This window comes from Candidatus Planktophila sp. (assembly GCF_044348745.1).
Taxonomy (GTDB): Bacteria; Actinomycetota; Actinomycetes; order Nanopelagicales; family Nanopelagicaceae; genus Planktophila.
Window position 1 is genome coordinate 1 of the sequence record NZ_JBIKSG010000023.1, and the last position, 16,428, is coordinate 16,428.

Annotated in this window: 19 protein-coding genes and 1 other RNA gene; 11 read left to right on the forward strand and 9 right to left on the reverse strand. The window is 45.2% G+C overall.

Annotated features, from left to right (window positions below; all coding sequences use genetic code 11):
• From AC9UH7_RS04550 to AC9UH7_RS04560, 3 genes are all read left to right on the forward strand, one after another.
• On the forward strand, positions 1–219 hold a 219-nt coding region (locus AC9UH7_RS04550; RefSeq protein ID WP_509595659.1), incomplete at its 5' end, for an SsrA-binding protein.
• 160 nt (positions 220–379) lie between these two features.
• Positions 380–751, forward strand: a transfer-messenger RNA (tmRNA) gene (ssrA, locus tag AC9UH7_RS04555).
• A gap of 140 nt (positions 752–891) precedes the next feature.
• Entirely contained in the window at positions 892–1,782 is an 891-nt protein-coding gene (locus AC9UH7_RS04560) for a hypothetical protein (protein ID WP_509595662.1), read from the forward strand.
• Positions 1,783–1,797: 15 nt separating this feature from the next.
• On the opposite strand, the gene AC9UH7_RS04565 is transcribed toward AC9UH7_RS04560, so the two are convergent.
• The 7 genes from AC9UH7_RS04565 to argF form a co-directional block, all read right to left on the reverse strand.
• On the reverse strand, positions 1,798–2,091 hold the full coding sequence (locus AC9UH7_RS04565) for a hypothetical protein (protein WP_509595664.1): 294 nt from the start codon (positions 2,089–2,091) through the stop codon (positions 1,798–1,800).
• 134 nt (positions 2,092–2,225) lie between these two features.
• Entirely contained in the window at positions 2,226–2,783 is a 558-nt protein-coding gene (locus AC9UH7_RS04570; RefSeq protein ID WP_509595667.1) for a GNAT family N-acetyltransferase, read from the reverse strand.
• A 21-nt stretch (positions 2,784–2,804) separates the two neighbouring features.
• Positions 2,805–3,863 (reverse strand): pirin family protein, encoded by a 1,059-nt coding sequence (locus tag AC9UH7_RS04575; RefSeq protein ID WP_509595670.1) that lies wholly within the window; start codon positions 3,861–3,863, stop codon positions 2,805–2,807.
• A 61-nt stretch (positions 3,864–3,924) separates the two neighbouring features.
• Positions 3,925–5,316: an NAD(P)(+) transhydrogenase (Re/Si-specific) subunit beta gene (locus AC9UH7_RS04580; RefSeq protein ID WP_509595673.1), complete on the reverse strand. Its 1,392-nt coding sequence runs from the start codon at positions 5,314–5,316 to the stop codon at positions 3,925–3,927.
• The gene (locus AC9UH7_RS04585; protein WP_509595676.1) at positions 5,313–5,594 is read right to left on the reverse strand and encodes an NAD(P) transhydrogenase subunit alpha part 2; all 282 of its coding nucleotides are present in this window, start codon (positions 5,592–5,594) and stop codon (positions 5,313–5,315) included. The genes AC9UH7_RS04580 and AC9UH7_RS04585 overlap by 4 nt, the downstream gene beginning before the upstream one ends.
• Positions 5,594–6,715 (reverse strand): Re/Si-specific NAD(P)(+) transhydrogenase subunit alpha, encoded by a 1,122-nt coding sequence (locus tag AC9UH7_RS04590; protein ID WP_509595679.1) that lies wholly within the window; start codon positions 6,713–6,715, stop codon positions 5,594–5,596. Before AC9UH7_RS04590 ends, AC9UH7_RS04585 begins: the two co-directional genes overlap by 1 nt.
• A gap of 10 nt (positions 6,716–6,725) precedes the next feature.
• Positions 6,726–7,670 (reverse strand): ornithine carbamoyltransferase, encoded by a 945-nt coding sequence (gene argF, locus AC9UH7_RS04595; protein ID WP_509595682.1) that lies wholly within the window; start codon positions 7,668–7,670, stop codon positions 6,726–6,728.
• A 53-nt stretch (positions 7,671–7,723) separates the two neighbouring features.
• Here argF and AC9UH7_RS04600 point away from each other — a divergent pair, with 53 nt between their 5' ends.
• Genes AC9UH7_RS04600 through AC9UH7_RS04635 form a run of 8 tightly spaced genes read left to right on the forward strand, consistent with a single transcriptional unit; the run spans position 7,724 to position 13,809 of the window.
• A complete protein-coding gene (locus AC9UH7_RS04600) occupies positions 7,724–7,993 on the forward strand; it encodes a DUF3039 domain-containing protein (RefSeq protein ID WP_509595685.1) in 270 nt (89 codons plus the stop codon).
• Between the two features lie 2 nt (positions 7,994–7,995).
• The gene (locus tag AC9UH7_RS04605; protein WP_509595688.1) at positions 7,996–9,837 is read left to right on the forward strand and encodes a glycosyl hydrolase family 18 protein; all 1,842 of its coding nucleotides are present in this window, start codon (positions 7,996–7,998) and stop codon (positions 9,835–9,837) included.
• A 2-nt stretch (positions 9,838–9,839) separates the two neighbouring features.
• Positions 9,840–10,136 carry an ATP-dependent Clp protease adapter ClpS gene (gene clpS, locus AC9UH7_RS04610; protein WP_509595690.1) on the forward strand — a complete coding sequence of 99 codons (297 nt, stop codon included), beginning with the start codon at positions 9,840–9,842 and terminating at the stop codon, positions 10,134–10,136.
• On the forward strand, positions 10,133–10,696 hold the full coding sequence (locus AC9UH7_RS04615) for a DUF2017 domain-containing protein (protein ID WP_509595693.1): 564 nt from the start codon (positions 10,133–10,135) through the stop codon (positions 10,694–10,696). The genes clpS and AC9UH7_RS04615 overlap by 4 nt, the downstream gene beginning before the upstream one ends.
• Positions 10,697–10,739: 43 nt before the next feature.
• Positions 10,740–11,546, forward strand: coding sequence for a glutamate racemase (gene murI, locus AC9UH7_RS04620; protein WP_509595696.1), 807 nt, complete (start codon positions 10,740–10,742; stop codon positions 11,544–11,546).
• A gap of 9 nt (positions 11,547–11,555) precedes the next feature.
• Complete coding sequence (rph, locus tag AC9UH7_RS04625; protein ID WP_509595699.1) at positions 11,556–12,281, forward strand: ribonuclease PH; 726 nt, start codon at positions 11,556–11,558, stop codon at positions 12,279–12,281.
• The gene (gene rdgB / locus AC9UH7_RS04630) at positions 12,281–12,898 is read left to right on the forward strand and encodes an RdgB/HAM1 family non-canonical purine NTP pyrophosphatase (RefSeq protein WP_509595702.1); all 618 of its coding nucleotides are present in this window, start codon (positions 12,281–12,283) and stop codon (positions 12,896–12,898) included. Before rph ends, rdgB begins: the two co-directional genes overlap by 1 nt.
• A gap of 56 nt (positions 12,899–12,954) precedes the next feature.
• Positions 12,955–13,809 carry a fibronectin type III domain-containing protein gene (locus AC9UH7_RS04635; RefSeq protein ID WP_509595704.1) on the forward strand — a complete coding sequence of 285 codons (855 nt, stop codon included), beginning with the start codon at positions 12,955–12,957 and terminating at the stop codon, positions 13,807–13,809.
• Between the two features lie 74 nt (positions 13,810–13,883).
• Here the strand turns inward: AC9UH7_RS04635 and AC9UH7_RS04640 are convergent, their stop codons facing one another.
• Both AC9UH7_RS04640 and AC9UH7_RS04645 read right to left on the reverse strand, forming a co-directional pair.
• Positions 13,884–15,626: an acyltransferase family protein gene (locus AC9UH7_RS04640; protein ID WP_509595707.1), complete on the reverse strand. Its 1,743-nt coding sequence runs from the start codon at positions 15,624–15,626 to the stop codon at positions 13,884–13,886.
• Between the two features lie 64 nt (positions 15,627–15,690).
• Positions 15,691–16,428: hypothetical protein (locus tag AC9UH7_RS04645; RefSeq protein ID WP_509595710.1), on the reverse strand; the 738-nt coding region annotated here is incomplete at its 5' end.

Here is a 16,428-nt window from a genome sequence, read left to right on the forward strand (position 1 = left end):
ATTGGAAAACTTAAAGATTCAGGAACGACCCTTGTTCCACTGCAGCTCTATTTCAAAGACGGAAGAGCCAAGGTCGAGATCGCAGTTGCTAGGGGTAAAAAAGCTCATGACAAGCGCGAAGCGATTAAGGAACGTGAGGCTGATCGTGAGGTCTCACGGGTTGTCTCACGCGCTTTGAGCGGTAAGGCAAGTCGCGCCGCATCAAAATATGAGGATTAACACCTTCTTACTCTTCTGATTTATACTTTCCACACCGCCGCTTCGATACCTCAATTTTTGAGGCAACGTTGCGACGGCAAAGGAAATTGACAATTAAATAGGGGATAAGAAATACGTTTCTTTTTCTCCAAGTTCTAAGTGTGAAAGCACTTTAAATCTTGGGGGTGAACGGTCTCGACTTTGGATGTTGAGTCAGGGGAAGCGGGCCGAGGAAGCCGGAATGATCTCGTAAACCAATAATCCGTGCAAAAAATAACTGCAGACCTTAAAAAGTCTGAATTCTCACTAGCTGCATAAGCTACTGTGATTCCGTTAGCCCAGGTGCCGCTCTCGACCTGGAATCTAGCGTCGACTAGGGGGCTTTTCACTTCATTGGTGTTGCAGACGATGAAGGAGAACAGTTTTGCAACTGAGTTCGTCGAAGAAATGTGTGTAAAAACTTCGGGACTGAGAAAGCGTTAATCACACTACGCCCGTAGAAGCCCTGTTTTGATACCGAAGGACCCGGGTTCGATTCCCGGCACCTCCACTACAACGATCATGAGTAAGGATTGACTGATGAGCCATCAGTGATTGAACTCAGGTCGGTGCTGACACAAGTACTTAACTTGTGACTGATTAGCTTGGCTATAAGTGCTGACTTATTCGCATAAACTGCGTAGGCTTACCATTATGCGCTTGAGAATCTGTATTGCGGTCTTCCTAATGTTTGGTTTCCTAGCACCAATTTCAGCAGAATCTGCAGGCGGTTGTTCATCATTGAATATTCCAGCACTCGCTGATGACAACCTTACGGTGACAATTTCAACTATGAGCGTCGTTGAGAAAGTAGGGTCCTATCAATTGACGATCATCTATAAATTGCAAAATGCAACAATTGACAAAAAGATTGATGAAGGAACTTTCAAAATTTTTTTCACAGACGGTACCTCTGAACCTCAATACGGATTCTTTGGTAGTTTTTTTCCGGGTGATTCACGAGAGCGTTCATACACTTGGGAATACTTAAAGGGTAAATCTCCGCTTGCTATTTCTTACAACTCCGGCTTCTTTACGACTCAATTAAGTGGCTCGAAACTCAATTGGGCTCCTCCTGGGCAAGATTGTAGTCAGATTTTATCTAAGACTGCCGCAGAAAAGGCAGCAGCAGAGAAGGCAGCAGAAGACAAGGCAGCAGCTGCAATTAAAGCCGCTGAAGATGCAGCCGCAGCAAATAAGGCGAGAGCAGATAGCGCCAACTCGGGCTTGAAATTCTTAGTCGATCAAGTGGTTGCCACAAGGGAAGAAATGAAGTTACGGATTAATGGATTGGTAAAGATGTATCCCGCCGAAAAGATTGCGTTAAACGCCATCTTGCAATCCAATTCGATGCTTGTGACAGTGACACCGGTCAATTACAAAGAGATTGAAAAAATGATGTATGAAGTCACGGATCAAGTCGATGTCATAGAAAATCGGGCCGTAGTTAAAAAAACAACAATTACCTGCATCAAAGGCAAACTAATCAAGAAGGTGACGGCAATAAAACCTAAGTGTCCAAGTGGTTACAAGCTGAAGAAGTAACGCACTTGCTGATTATTAGTGCTGCCCACCTGGGCCATGACCATCACGCCCAGTGGATCTTCCTAACCGCTTTACTTTCTTAGCTCGAATTATCTCTGTGCCATCGGCGCTGTAAACAGGCGGCGACTTCTTGCTTCTAAAGTTAGAGTTTTCAGAAAAGTACTCTAGGTCTAATGCAATATATGCCATGAGTAGTGCATAAACACTTAACAATTGGGCAGCTCTTACACCCGAAAAGAGCAGAGTGATACCAAGAAATAAATCTATTATTACTGCAAAGCCATGGAGAATCCGGCGCAGTACTTTCACTATTGCCCATAGAAGACCGACTTTCGAATTCAAGAAATTCACTAGGACTTTTAGCGCGAGAACTATTGCGAGTGGTCCTGCGAACAACGTAACCATAAATATTATGACTACTAAATAGGCCAGTGACTCCATTTCTAGGCCTCCCACTCATGACGAAGCGCAGCAAACAACACCATGTCTTCGCGGGATCCATCAGCGCAACAGGAGGCATCGCGCAATACTCCTTCTTGAACATATCCAGAGTTTGCGAGAACTTTCAAAGATGGTTTATTGGATTGGACCACTAGAGCTTCTATGCGATGGAAACCAATTGTTTCAAAGCCATATCCTGTTAGAAGTTTTGTGGCAGCTGTTGCAATTCCCTTGCCGCGGGTTTCAGCGGTTAACCAGTAACCGATTTCAGCTTTAGCCTCATCAAGGACCAATGTGTGGAAAGAGAGTGCGCCAGCAAACTTTCCATCGTATTCAAGGACCAACTGAATTTCAGTCTGCATGGTGAAGCCATTAGGGGAGCGTTCACGAACGTAGTGTTCAGCATTTGCCATTTGATAATTGGCAGGGATGCGAGTGAACTTAGGAATCAATGGATCTTGGACACCTTCAAACAAAGGAATGATGTCGCGTTCTTCAGGCTTGCGAAGCGTGATCAACCCATATTGCAGGGTTGGAACTTCAGTGGGCCACCAGATCATTTATCTAGTATCGCAGGTTGATTAACCTTCTTGTAGGTCAGTAGGCGCGCCATGCACGTCTAGTACATCTGCGCCTAACTTAGAGCCCTCTCCACTGCGATTAAGCGGTGTCTTTGGCTTCGCATCATCCTTATAAATCGCAGGAATAGAGCCCAATAATCCTTTTTGGAAATCTTCAAAAGCTTGCAGAACTTCGCGCTTTGTATTCATAACAAACGGACCCATCCACGCGACAGGTTCTTTAATTGGTGCGCCACCAAGAATGAACAGTTCTAGTTCTGGAGAGCGTGCTTCTTGCTGATTAGCAGCGCGCACAACGATCGTGTCGCCCTCATCAAAGACAGTTAATTGACCCATCTGTACTGGTCGTGCTTCATCGCCAACAAATCCATGTCCTGCCATTGTGTATACAAGTGCGTTGTAATCCTTGCGCCATGGCAAACGTAATTCTGCACCAGCTGCAACAGTTGCATGTAACAAAGTAATTGGAGTCTGAGTTGAACCTGGACCAAAGTGTCCATCAACTTCACCAGCAATTACGCGCAACAGTGAACCGCCATCTGCCGATGACAACAAAGCAACATCTTTTGCACGGACATCCTGATATGCAGGAGGAGACCATTTCTTAGCTGCAGGTAAGTTAACCCACAACTGGAAGCCATGGAACAAGCCGCCAGACATAACTAAACTCTCTGGAGGAGTTTCAATATGAAGAATTCCAGCACCGGCAGTCATCCATTGTGTGTCGCCATTTGAAATCGTTCCTCCGCCACCATTGTTATCTTGGTGGTCAAAGATTCCATCAATAATGTAGGTGACAGTTTCAAATCCGCGGTGTGGGTGCCAAGGAGTTCCTTTTGGTTCACCTGGTGCGTATTCAACTTCTCCCATTTGATCCAAGTGAATAAATGGATCAAGTTCTGCCATATCAACGCCAGCAAATGCACGGCGCACAGGGAATCCTTCACCTTCGAAACCTTGTGGGGCGGTTGTAATGCTCTTGACCTTGCGAGCACGCCCACCAGCCACTTCGCTCACGCGAGGCAATACGGTGATATCGCTGACGGTTACTGCAGGCATTTCAACTCCTTAGTTCAGAATCCTAGGGTAATTGAACATTCAACTACTTGCAACTCTTGACTTATAGAGCTTTGAGCGCTGAAACAACCTTTGTTAGAGAAGCCTTTGCATCGCCAAACAAGAGCATTGTCTTCGGGTCATAGAGAAGTTCATTTTCGATTCCAGCAAAACCTGGGCGCATTGAACGCTTCAAGAAAATGATGTTGCTTGCATGATTTACTTCCAAGATTGGCATTCCATAAATTGGGCAACCAGGAGAAGTTTGTGCAGCTGGATTAACAACATCGTTTGCACCAATAACTATTGCAACATCTGTCTGGCCAAAAGTTGGATTAACTTCATCCATTTCTTGTAGTTGATCGTATGGAACATTTGCTTCAGCAAGTAGCACGTTCATATGTCCAGGCATACGGCCCGCAACTGGGTGGATGCCATAGGCAACATCGATTCCCTTTGAAATCATCAAGTCAGCTAATTCACGAACAGTGTGTTGTGCTTGTGCAACTGCAAGTCCAAAACCAGGAACAATAACAACTCGACGAGCGTAGTTGAGCAAGATTGCAACATCATCTGGTGAACCTGAACGAACTGGTCGCTCTTCACCAGCGGCTGCAACATCTTGCGGCTTTGCTGTAAATGCTCCAAATAAGGTTCCAAACAATGAGCGACCCATGGCCTCTGCCATCAAGCGGGTCAAAATAGTTCCTGACGCACCAACAAGGGTTCCGGCAATGATCAACAATGTTGAATCAAGCACATAACCACTTGCCGCAACAGTTAAGCCAGTGAAGGCATTCAGTAGTGAGATGACAATTGGAACATCTGCCCCGCCCACTGGAAGTACAAACAAGATTCCAAATAGCAGTGACAGACCAGCCAAAACCAATAGCGGGGTTGTTCCAAGTGAGTTAACGACCCAACCACCAACGCCAAGGACTGAAGCAAGGGTGGCAGCGATTACAAAGCGGCCTGCAGGGAAAACTACTGGTCTAGTCGTCATTAACTCTTGCAGTTTCATAAAGGTAATGATTGATCCGCTGAAGGAAACACAACCAACGATTACCGTGAAGACGGTAAAGACAACCTCAGCTGTGGTTGCCGTGTCACCAAGATTTAAGTATTCAACAATTGCCACGAGCGCTGCTGCGCCACCACCCACACCATTAAATAGTGCAACAAGTTGTGGCATCTGCGTCATCTGAACCTTGCGTGCTGCAGGAACGCCGATGATAAGTCCGATAGCGATTGCCCCAAGGATCCACCCAAGGTTATTAAGCGGTAGTGAAGAACTCTCATTGGAGTAGAAAAAGACTACGAGCGTTGCTAAGCCTGCGCCAAATGCACCAATTAAGTTGCCTCGACGAGCAGTCTTTGGGTGTGACAAACCCTTAAGGGCAAGAATGAATGCGATACCTGCGGCTAAGCCAATCAGGTCATAAACGGTGCGACTCATTTCTTATTTCCTTTGAACATCTCAAGCATTCGGTCGGTAACAACAAAACCGCCCACCATATTGATAGTTGCCAGAATGATCGCAGCGATAGAAAGTCCTAGTTCAAGATTAGTTTTGCTGTGATCGGCCACGATGATTGCTCCGACCAAAATAACTCCGTGAATCGCATTTGCGCCTGACATGAGGGGAGTGTGCAAAGTTGAAGACACCTTAGAAACTACCTCAAAGCCCACAAAAACAGAGAGAACGAAAATCGAAACTATCGCCATCGGTTCCATTACTGAGCTCCTCTTCGTGATCCAGCATGCGTCACCGCTGCGCCGTTGATGATTTCATCATCAAAATCTAAGTTAAATGCAACCTTTTGGTCATCCTTTGCAGGAACAGTAAAGAGTGACAATAGATTTACGACGTTGCGTGAGTATAAAAATGATGCGTGAAATGGCAGCTGACTCGGAACATCTTTACCGCCCCAGATGCGAACACCACCAGCAGTTTCAACAATCTCACCAGGTTTTGATCCTTCAACATTTCCACCAGTTTCAGCGGCTAAATCAACAATGATTGTGCCTGGTGCCATTGAGTCCACCATCGCTTGAGTCATCAGACGCGGTGCTTGGCGACCTGGAACAGCGGCGGTAGTAATAACAACATGTGACTTTGCAATATAAGGGGTCAATAATTCTCGTTGCTTTGCTGCACGATCTTCTGTCATCTCCCGTGCGTAACCGCCTGCACCTTCAAGTGCTTCAAGTTCTAACTCAATAAATGTTGCACCCATCGAGCGAACCTCGTCAGCAGAAGCTGGACGAACATCGTAAGCAGAGACCACAGCACCTAAACGTCTAGAAGTTGCAATCGCTTGCAAACCAGCAACACCTGCACCGAGTACTAGTACTTGTGCTGGCGTTACTGTGCCAGCAGCTGTCATCAACATTGGGAAGAATCGTGGAGAAAGTTCTGCGCCAACAACTGCTGCACGATATCCAGCACAAAGTGCCTGTGAAGTTAAGGCATCCATTGATTGCGCACGCGAAATACGTGGAACAAGTTCAAGTGAAAAAGCAGTGACTCCTGCTGCTGCGGCAGCCTCAATGGAATCAATTGCAGTAACGGGAGATAAAAATGAAATTGTGATTGCGCCTTTTTTCAAGGTTGCCATTTGTTGAGCGGTTAGAGGCTGCACAGAAAGAACAACATCTGCATCTGAAAGCACATCGCCCTGCTTAACTGTGGCTCCTGCTGTTGTGAAATCAGCATCAGTTGCTTGTGAATGAATACCCGCGCCAGACTCAATTGTTACATCCAGGCCCAAACGGGTGAGTTTGTTGATTACATCAGGAACTAGCGCAACGCGCTTTTCTCCAGCTTTGATTTCCTTCGGAACGGCTACGCGCATATCCCAAATGTTAGTGGGTGAAACCCTTCAAGTCACCTTTTATTAGGTGATAAAGCACTGATTGAATAGTTGTACGGCGGTGGTAAGCCTCTCGCCACACGACAGAACGTGGGCCATCGATTACAGATGCCTCGACTTCTTCACCACGATGAGCAGGTAAACAATGCATGAACACCGAGTCCTTGTTCGTTAACTTCATAAGGTTTTCAGTTACTTTAAATGGTGAGAGTGCTGGCACCTTCTCGGCGCGATCTGATTCTGAATCTCCCATGGACATCCAAACATCTGTGTAGAGAACAGATGCATCTTTAGCTGCATCTTCTGGATCATGTGTCACTTCAACTTTTCCACCATTGTGCGATGCAATATTTTTTGCAACTGCTACAACAACAGGATCTGGCGCCCACGTACCACTCGGTGTTGCTGCAACAACATGAGCACCCATAATCGCACCCATAAGCAACCAAGCATGTGACATATTGTTTCCATCACCAAGATAAACAAATTTGCGACCGGATATGTCTGTTCCAAAGTTTTCGCGGATCGTTAACCAGTCAGCAAGTAATTGCAATGGATGATCTTCATCTGTTAAAGCATTAATTACTGGAATTGATGCATTCGCTCCAAGTTCATCCACATCGGCTTGTGCGAATGTGCGAATGATTAATGCACTGCAATAGCCACTGATTATTTTTGCCGTATCAGCAATAGTTTCGCCACGACCTAACTGCAATTCATCTCCACGAATAAAGATTGGGGTGCCACCAAGGTGGGCAACTGCAGTTTCCGATGACAGACGGGTTCTAGTCGAAGGCTTGGTCATATAAATAGCAACAGTCTTATTTGCTAATGCAGTATTCGAACGCAGGGGATTCTCAGCAAATGAAGCAGCTGTTGACAGAATTAATTCCACATCGGCGCGGCTTAAGTGCTCAGTTCTTAGCAAGTCCTTCATTTGTGAATTCTACCCGTACTTTTGCGGCTCTCAAAGGTATTCTTATCCTCCTCATGGGCCTCTTTAAGAAAATCGGAACAGACGGTGACACCGATCTGCTGACCCGACCATCCGAAGAACTGCTCGAAGATGATGGTGGACATGATCGCTTTTCACATTACGTGAAGAAAGAGAAGATCGTTGAATCGGCGGTCACCGGAAAAGCAGTAAAAGCTCTCTGTGGAAAGAAATGGACCCCATCTCGCGATCCTGAAAAGTATCCAATCTGTCCGACCTGCAAGGAAATTTACGCAGGATTGAAATCAGCACCCGAAGACAAATAACTATGAAGCGCAGGATTGGCTTCGCACTTTCACTTCTTTTTGTAGTAACTACAACGGTGCAGCCATTGCTGGCAGTGGAAAAAGAACCACGAAAGGTTTTGACTGGCTGGATCCCATATTATTCTGTAAAAACTGTTCTGCCATTAGTGCGCAAACTTCCTTCAGCTGCGCCAAGTGTTGCTGGTAAGCCAGCGGTCTGCGATGCATCTCAATATGGTCCAACTGAAAATTTAGCTATTGAGAACTCATATCTTTTCAAGAATAAAGATTTAATGAGAGAGGTCATGCCGTTTTGGTATAGCTTAAAAAGTCCAACGGTGATTCGCGATGATTATGTAAGTGGTAATCCATCTTGGCCTATTGCTGACACTGTCTGTTTAATGCGCAGGGCTGGCCTGCAGGTGATTCCTACTATGACTGATGGAACAGACAAGTTAGTACTTTCAGGGTATTTATCCAATGCCACTACTCGAACCACAATTGTGAAAACTATTGTCGACCTAGTTATGAAAAACAACTTCGACGGAATCGATCTAGATTATGAGGGATTTGCATTTGTTGATGGCAGCGCCTCATGGAGTAAAACAGCACCTAGGTGGGTTGCATTTATAAAAGAATTAAGCGTCGCATTGCGGGCAAACAACAAGTTACTTTCAGTATCAACACCGTATTTATATAACCCTAATGAAGCGCAAAAAGGTTACTTTGTATATGCATGGGCTGATATTGCAAGCAGTATCGATCGTCTAAGAATTATGACTTATGACTATTCTGTAGCTAAGCCTGGGCCAATGGGTCCATTGTCTTGGACAGAAAAAACAGTTAAGTATGCGATAAGTGTTATGCCGGCTTCAAAGGTGTATCTGGGTTTGCCCGGATATGGACGCGATTGGATCACTTCAGTTAAGGGAAAGTGTCCAACATCTGCGCCCCCTGGATTAATTGGTGGTGCAAAAGCTGCAACTTTTAGGATGAATTACGCCGCTGCAAAAGCAGCAATTGATGGAGCAGTGCCGATCTATGACGAGAAATTTGGTGAGGCAACATATAACTACACCCAGAGTTACAACGGCTTGTCTGCCACAGGTGCATCAACAGCATGCACAGTGAATAGAACTGTTTGGTATCAAAATGCGAGGAGCTTTGCTGATCGCATGGCACTTGTTGCAAAGTATCGTTTGGGCGGTGCTGCCATGTGGACTTTGGGAATGGAAGATGCTGAAGCAACAAACCAAATTCGAACCGCAGCTCTTGCAATTGCTCCGGATCCAGTCAGCAACACAATGACTTTTGAAAATGTTGAACAAGGTTCTGTTTTCTATGGAAATACATTTACAGTCAAAGGCCTATTCACCTTGAAAGATAAAACACCTATTGCTGGACTTGCTGTGTCCTTAGAAATCAAGCGTCCAAATGAGACAGCCTGGACCAAAGTCACGGAATTGGTAACTGCAATTGATGGAACCGTTGCAACACCAATGACTCTTGGTGCAAATGCCTCTATTAGATTAACAACTGTTGGAACTTGGGAGCGCGCAGAATCTGTCAGTAAAGAAGAACCGATTACTGTTAAGAGCCTGATCCAAATCGATCGCCCAGTATCGGCCTCCAAGGGAGCGGTCTTTACAGTTAAGGCTCAATTGCTACCTAAATATGTGGGCAAGTCAGCCAATTTACAGAAAAACATAAACGGAAAGTGGCAAAATATTGGTGTTGCCTCTATTTCTGATGCAAACGGTGTGTTCACATTTACTGCTTCAGAGGCAAAGCGAGGAGTCGTCGTGATGCGTGTTCAAGTCGTTGGAGACATTACTTCTGAAGAATTTGCGATTGTGATTCGGTAATTATGGTCAAAATTAAGGACAAAATCGAGGAAGAGTTACAAGCAATATTTAGTAATGATGCTCCTTGGATAACCATTGTGTGGGATGACCCCGTCAATCTCATGACATATGTGACATATGTATTGATGGAATTGTTTGGATATAACAAAGAAAAAGCTCACGAATTAATGATGAAAGTCCACACTGAAGGCAAAGCAGTTGTATCAACTGGTAGCCGAGAAGAGATGGAACATGATGTCGCTCGTTTGCATGAATATGGATTATGGGCGACATTACAACGTGGTGATCAAGCAATATGAAGGAAAATGAGCATGGATTCTTTCGCCACGGTGACAACGCTTATCTGGCTAATTTCTCTGAAGCAGAGCGCGAAGTATTAACTAATCTAGTTGAACAAATCATTGAACTACTAGCAGAACGAGTTGATCACCATAATGATGATCCTTTGGCTGCAATGGTTGGAATTACGATGCATGACACTCCTCCAGACGATGAAGTGTTATTGCGTTTATTACCTAATGCATATGCCGATCAAGTAGATGCCTCAGAATTTCGCAGATACACCGAGTCAACTTTGCGTCAAAAGAAACAAGCCCATGCAATGGCTATGCGTATGCACTTGATGAGTGCGGTCGATGGAATCGTAGAAGTTGATCATGATGGTGCTAACGCATGGCTTGGTGCGATGAATGATGTCCGTCTTGCACTTGGTGTTCGCTTAAAGGTTGAACAAAACTCTCATGAGGATTTGGAATTGTTGGCACCCGATGACCCTATGCGGGGTGTTTATGCTGTTTATAGTTGGCTTGGTTGGCTTCAGGAAAGTTTGATTTCCGCCCTGATGGATGATTCCGAATAGTTGCGCTGGCCCCTAAGTGATTGACTCAAGGTAGGCTAGACCCGTGAGTGATGCCCCTATTGGAATATTTGATTCAGGTGTAGGTGGCCTCACCGTTGCACGTGCAATCTTGGATCAGCTTCCCAATGAATCCACTCTTTATATTGGTGACACTGCGCGAGGTCCATATGGCCCCCGCCCATTAGCTGAAGTTCGCGAATTTGCTCTTGAAACCCTGGATTTCTTAGTTGAGCAAGGTGTTAAGGCAATTGTTATTGCGTGTAATACAGCCTCAGCAGCAATGCTTCGTGATGCACGAGAGCGCTATTCAATTCCTGTTATTGAAGTGATTCAACCAGCAGTGCGTAGGGCAGTAGCTGCCACTCGCACAGGAAATGTTGGAGTAATTGGTACTCGCGCAACAATTGATTCAAAGGCCTATGTTGATGCATTTGCAGCTGCGCCACAATTACACATTACTTCTGTCGCCTGCCCACTGTTTGTTGAATATGTGGAACGTGGGGAAACATCTGGTGCGGAAATTACAAAGGTCGCTCGTGAATACTTAGCACCAGTAATGGACGCCAAAGTTGATACTTTAGTTTTAGGCTGTACTCACTATCCATTGCTAACCGGTGTGATTTCTTATGTGATGGGTGAAGGCGTGACGCTTGTTTCAAGTGCCGAAGAAACAGCAAAAGATCTTTACAAAACTCTGGTTGAGAATGGATCTTTACGTGCACAGTCATCAACCCCAGCAACGCATAAATTCTTAGCAACCGGTGATGCAAAGGCTTTTGAAACCTTAGCTCGACGTTTTCTAGGTCCCGAGGTTACGCAAGTTGAACACCAAACGTTATCGAGAAACTAGGAGATATAGATGGCACGCAATGATGGACGCAGCGTAAATGATCTGCGCGAAATTAAATTTACTCGTGGTTGGCTAGATCATGCCGAAGGTTCAGTATTAGTTGAATTCGGAAAGACTCGCGTTTTGTGTGTTGCATCATTTACACCAGGTGTTCCACGTTGGCTAAAAGACACTGGCAATGGTTGGGTTACATCAGAGTATTCAATGTTGCCGCGCGCCACTCACACACGTTCAGATCGTGAAAGCGTTAAGGGAAAGCTTGGTGGACGAACACAAGAGATTTCACGTTTAGTTGGTCGCTCTTTAAGAGCGGTCGTAAATATGAAAGAACTAGGCGAAAACACAATTGTGATTGACTGCGATGTTTTACAAGCAGATGGTGGAACTCGTACCGCAGCAATTACGGGCGCATATGTTGCACTGGCTGATGCAATCACTTGGGCAAAAGCACAAGGTCACATTAAATCTGAGGCGAAGCCACTTAATGATTCAGTTGCTGCTGTAAGCGTTGGAATCATCGATGGTGTTCCAATGCTAGATCTTTGCTATGAAGAAGATGTTCGTGCAGGCACAGACATGAATGTTGTTGTGGCTGGAGATGGACGCTTTATCGAAGTTCAGGGCACCGCTGAAGGTGAACCCTTTGATCGCGCATTATTGAATCAACTTCTTGATTTGGCTGTTGCTGGTTGTTCAACTCTCAATCAGATGCAGAAAGATGCACTTGCTCTGTAATGTCTCACAAACTTGTTTTAGCAACACGTAATCAAGGAAAGATCACAGAGTTTCGACGCATACTTGATGCGTTAGCACCAGGTGCTATAGAACTCATTGGCGTAGATCAATTTCCAGATTTGGTTGATGTTGAAGAAACGGGATCCACATTCGAGGAAAATTCCTTACTGAAAGCACGGTATACAAGCCAAGCAACTGGCTTGCCGGCCATTGCCGATGACTCAGGGTTATGCGTTGATGTATTAAATGGTGATCCTGGGATATTTTCTGCCAGATGGGCAGGTGAGCACGGCAACGATCGAGCAAATCTTGAGAAAGTTCTAGATCAGCTCAAGGATGTTCCGCACGATAAGCGCACCGCTCACTTTATGTGCGTGGCATCGCTAGTACTTCCCGATGGTCGCCAGCAAGTGGCCGAGGGTCGATTTGATGGGCATATTTTGAACGCCCCCATTGGTGAGAATGGATTTGGCTACGATCCAATTTTCCAGCCCTTGGGGATGTCCATTTCTTCTGCACAAATGAGCGCGGAAGAAAAGGATTTAATGAGCCACCGCGGGAAATCATTACGCTCATTGGCGCCCCATGTCATCCAATTGCTTGCAAGCCTGAGGTAACCTTTACCCATCACAGTGCGTTATTTACGTACTAATAGCAATCCAAGGAGTTCGAAGTGGCCGTTAAGAAGACCGCAAAGAAGGCAGCAAAGAAGTCTCCTGCAAAGAAGACAGCTGCAAAGAAGTCGCCAGCAAAGAAAGCTGTAGCGAAAAAGAAGACAACCAAAAAGGCAGTAGCTAAGAAGGCAGTTGCGAAAAAGACTGCAAAGAAGTCTGCAGTTAAAAAGAGTGCAGCAAAGCCTGCAGTTAAGAAGACAGCCAAGAAGGCGGTCGCTAAGAAAACTGCAAAGAAGGCTCCTGCAAAGCGTGTTGCTAAAAAAGCAACAACAACTCGAGTTTCATCAACACCAGCAGTAACTGCTACACCGGTAAAGCCTGTTGCACCAGTTGCAACTCCTAAGCCAATTGCAACAACAAAGCCAGTTGCAACACCAAAAGCATCAACTTCAAACCGCACAGCATGGATTGTTGTGCTTGGTATTGCTGTTTTAGTTGCAATCGTTTGGACAAATTCTTCAGGCTCAAGTGATGATGATGCAGCACCTGCACCAACAATGTCAGAGAGTGCCGAGCCAAGTGCCTCTGCAGAACCAACTGAAACAGAGACACCTGCACCAGTTGCAGTAGTTGAAGCGCCAACAAAGTTCGTTGGACTAAAGACCGATGATGGATTGAAGCTTCGTTGGGTTGCCCCAACTGCAGTAGAGGGTCTTACTGGATACAACGTTGAGATCCGTGCAGCAGGTGATACAGAGTGGACAGTTATTGCAACTGTTCCAGTAGATCAACTAACTCAGAATGTTACCAAGATGAGTGATTCAGGCGGAACTCAGTTCCGTGTTACATCTGTTTATTCAGATGGACAGACTGCATCAGCAAAGATCTTCGGATTTAAGGGTGAGTTCAAGTAAATCTAAAAAATTAGATTAATAAAAATCCCTCACCTACAGGTGGGGGATTTTTATTTGTACAAAAATTCAAACTTCTAAAGTTGAGAAGTTATAGCTTCCACATATGCACGCACACCTGCAGGTGCTAAGTGAACTCCATCTGAGCCGAAATACTCTGCATGGCCCTCGGAAATTGATGCCCAATCAACCACAAAGGCACCATATATGGATGCATATTGTGCAATTAAAGCGTTGTTGTCATCTCGCCAAGGGCGCGGAACAGCTGTATTTACAACAACAATTCGCGGCTGGTTCTTAATTTCTTCAAAAATAGCAGCAACTTGTTCCTCAGTTAATTTGTTGTTATTTCCTAAGTTTAAAACAATAGGAGAGTTACTCATATTAACTTTGTCATTTGCAATCACTTCTAAAAGTTCAGGTGCTTGTCGTCCGACTCTTGCATTAATCAACCCAATGTTTTGACGAGCGTCTAGCTCAAAGCGAATACCGAGAATCACCGAATCACCTGTCACCCACAATCCAGGTTCAGTGCTGTCGGTGGCCACTGGCTCAAGAGGTGCTTCTAATTGCTCCTTAAGTTCGGCTAACTGCCGATCACCTTCTGCAATTGCATTTGAAGCAACTGATCCAGCTGAACCAAAAATCGCAAGCACTATAAGTAAGACGCCAGCCTTTTGGCGCAATTGCACACGCTTTGTTCGGTACTTCATACCCTTAAACCAATAATCAATAAGGCCTGTACGAACTGGCAGTTCTACCAAACGTAATGAAATGTCTGCCAAGAAAAAGACGATCAGTACGCGCAGTGCTGTTAATGCCCAACTAGATCCCTCGAGATCAAAGTTTGGACGCGTAATTTGAAAAATAACCCAGTGCCAAAGATAGATGGCATATGAACGTTCACCTATCCATATAAATGGTTTGCTACTTAAAATAGGAGCAAAACGCGATGCAGGATGAACTATTGAGGTAATGATTGCGCAGCCGAAAATACCTGCTAGAGGAAAGGCCAACTTGTATAAAGTCGGATCAGTTTCATCAATAAACAAGAAAGCTGCAATGATTCCTAGGAATCCAAATATTCCAATTCCGTCAATAAAGTCTTGCGCCTTACGTGAGACGGTTTCTTCCAAGTTTTGTGGAATCCATCTGACCGCCAATGCTGCTCCTAGAAACAAACCAATACTGTGGGTATCTGTTCCAAAATAAACATGGCTGACCTTTGAGCCGCTTGCGGCATCAATTTGCATGGATACAACTAATAATGCGATTCCTGAAAATGCTGCGATCAAAAGCGCAGCAGCCGGAATTTTGTTCTTTCCAAAATAGCGAAGCACTAACAATAAAATCAGCGGCCAGACCAGATAAAACTGTGCTTCTACCCCTAGCGACCAGGTGTGCTGCAACAGCGGTGGACGGCCAATAGCTTCAAAATAATCTGTTTGTCTAAAAACTAGCCACCAATTCATGCCGCCAAATAGGGCAAATGGTGTGTCACCCAATAATCGACGCATGGTGTCTGGCGCCCACAAACCAACAAAGATAATTGTTGTGATGATCATAAAAACAAGGGGAGGCAGTAAACGACGTATACGTGCCATATAGAAAGCTCGTAAGTCCAAGCCACCACTGCGCTGAATAGAATCTAAAAGCAGTCGAGTGATTACGTACCCGGAGATAACAAAAAAGAGGTCTACGCCTAAAAATCCGCCAGGAATCCACTTAAATCCCAAGTGATAGAGCATCACTGCAATAACTGCGACAGCCCGCAAACCATCTATTGCAGGTATGTAACGAATACCTTTTTCAGTGGCCATGATTACTTATCTCCTACGAAGTAGCGTGGCATCAGTAAAAATATGGCGTGTAGCGCAGTTTTAATTAGCGCTTTGCAGATTTCTTTGCAGCACTCTTCTTGGCAGAAGTTTTCTTTGCTGGAGATTTCTTAGCCGCTCTCTTTGGTGCATCCAGAGCCGGGCGAGTTCGCTGACTTGCAACTTTAAGTGGTCCTGGATTGATTAAGGTGTCATCTGAATTGAGATTTTCAAGTACGCTCTTTTGAAGCTCCTCTAATCGCTGGAATGCTCCATCTAAGCGATTTCGAGATTGTTGAATTGCAGTCTCTGCGGCATCTAGTGATTGCTTTTGAATTCTGTATAAGCGTTCTGCTTCCGAGATAACACCTGAAAGCCACTGGCGGTAACCAGATACTTCAGTTGTTGCTTCGGTGATAATTCGTTCACCTTCTCGGCGAGCAGCCGTTGCAAGAGCAGAAATCTCCCGCTTCTTGCTCTCCATGAGCGCTTCTGCTTCAGATTCAGCAAGAGCTATCTTTTCTTCTGCCTCAGTTTCAGCAGCTTGAATGAATTTGCGACCACGAGTTTCTGCTCCTGAAAGAATTGAGCGGGCTTTAGCATCAGCTGCTTCTAACTCTTCCTTTGTTGCACGCGAAGTTTCAGCAACTAATCGTGAAGCCGCAGCCTGAGCTTTGCTTTCACGAGCTTGAGCAGACTTGATCATGGACATCGCAGTTTCAGTTGCGAGAATTTCAAACTCTTCTTTTGTTAAGCCGGTGATGTCGCGACGAGATTTCAAATCTGCAATCTGCGCTTCAAGTTC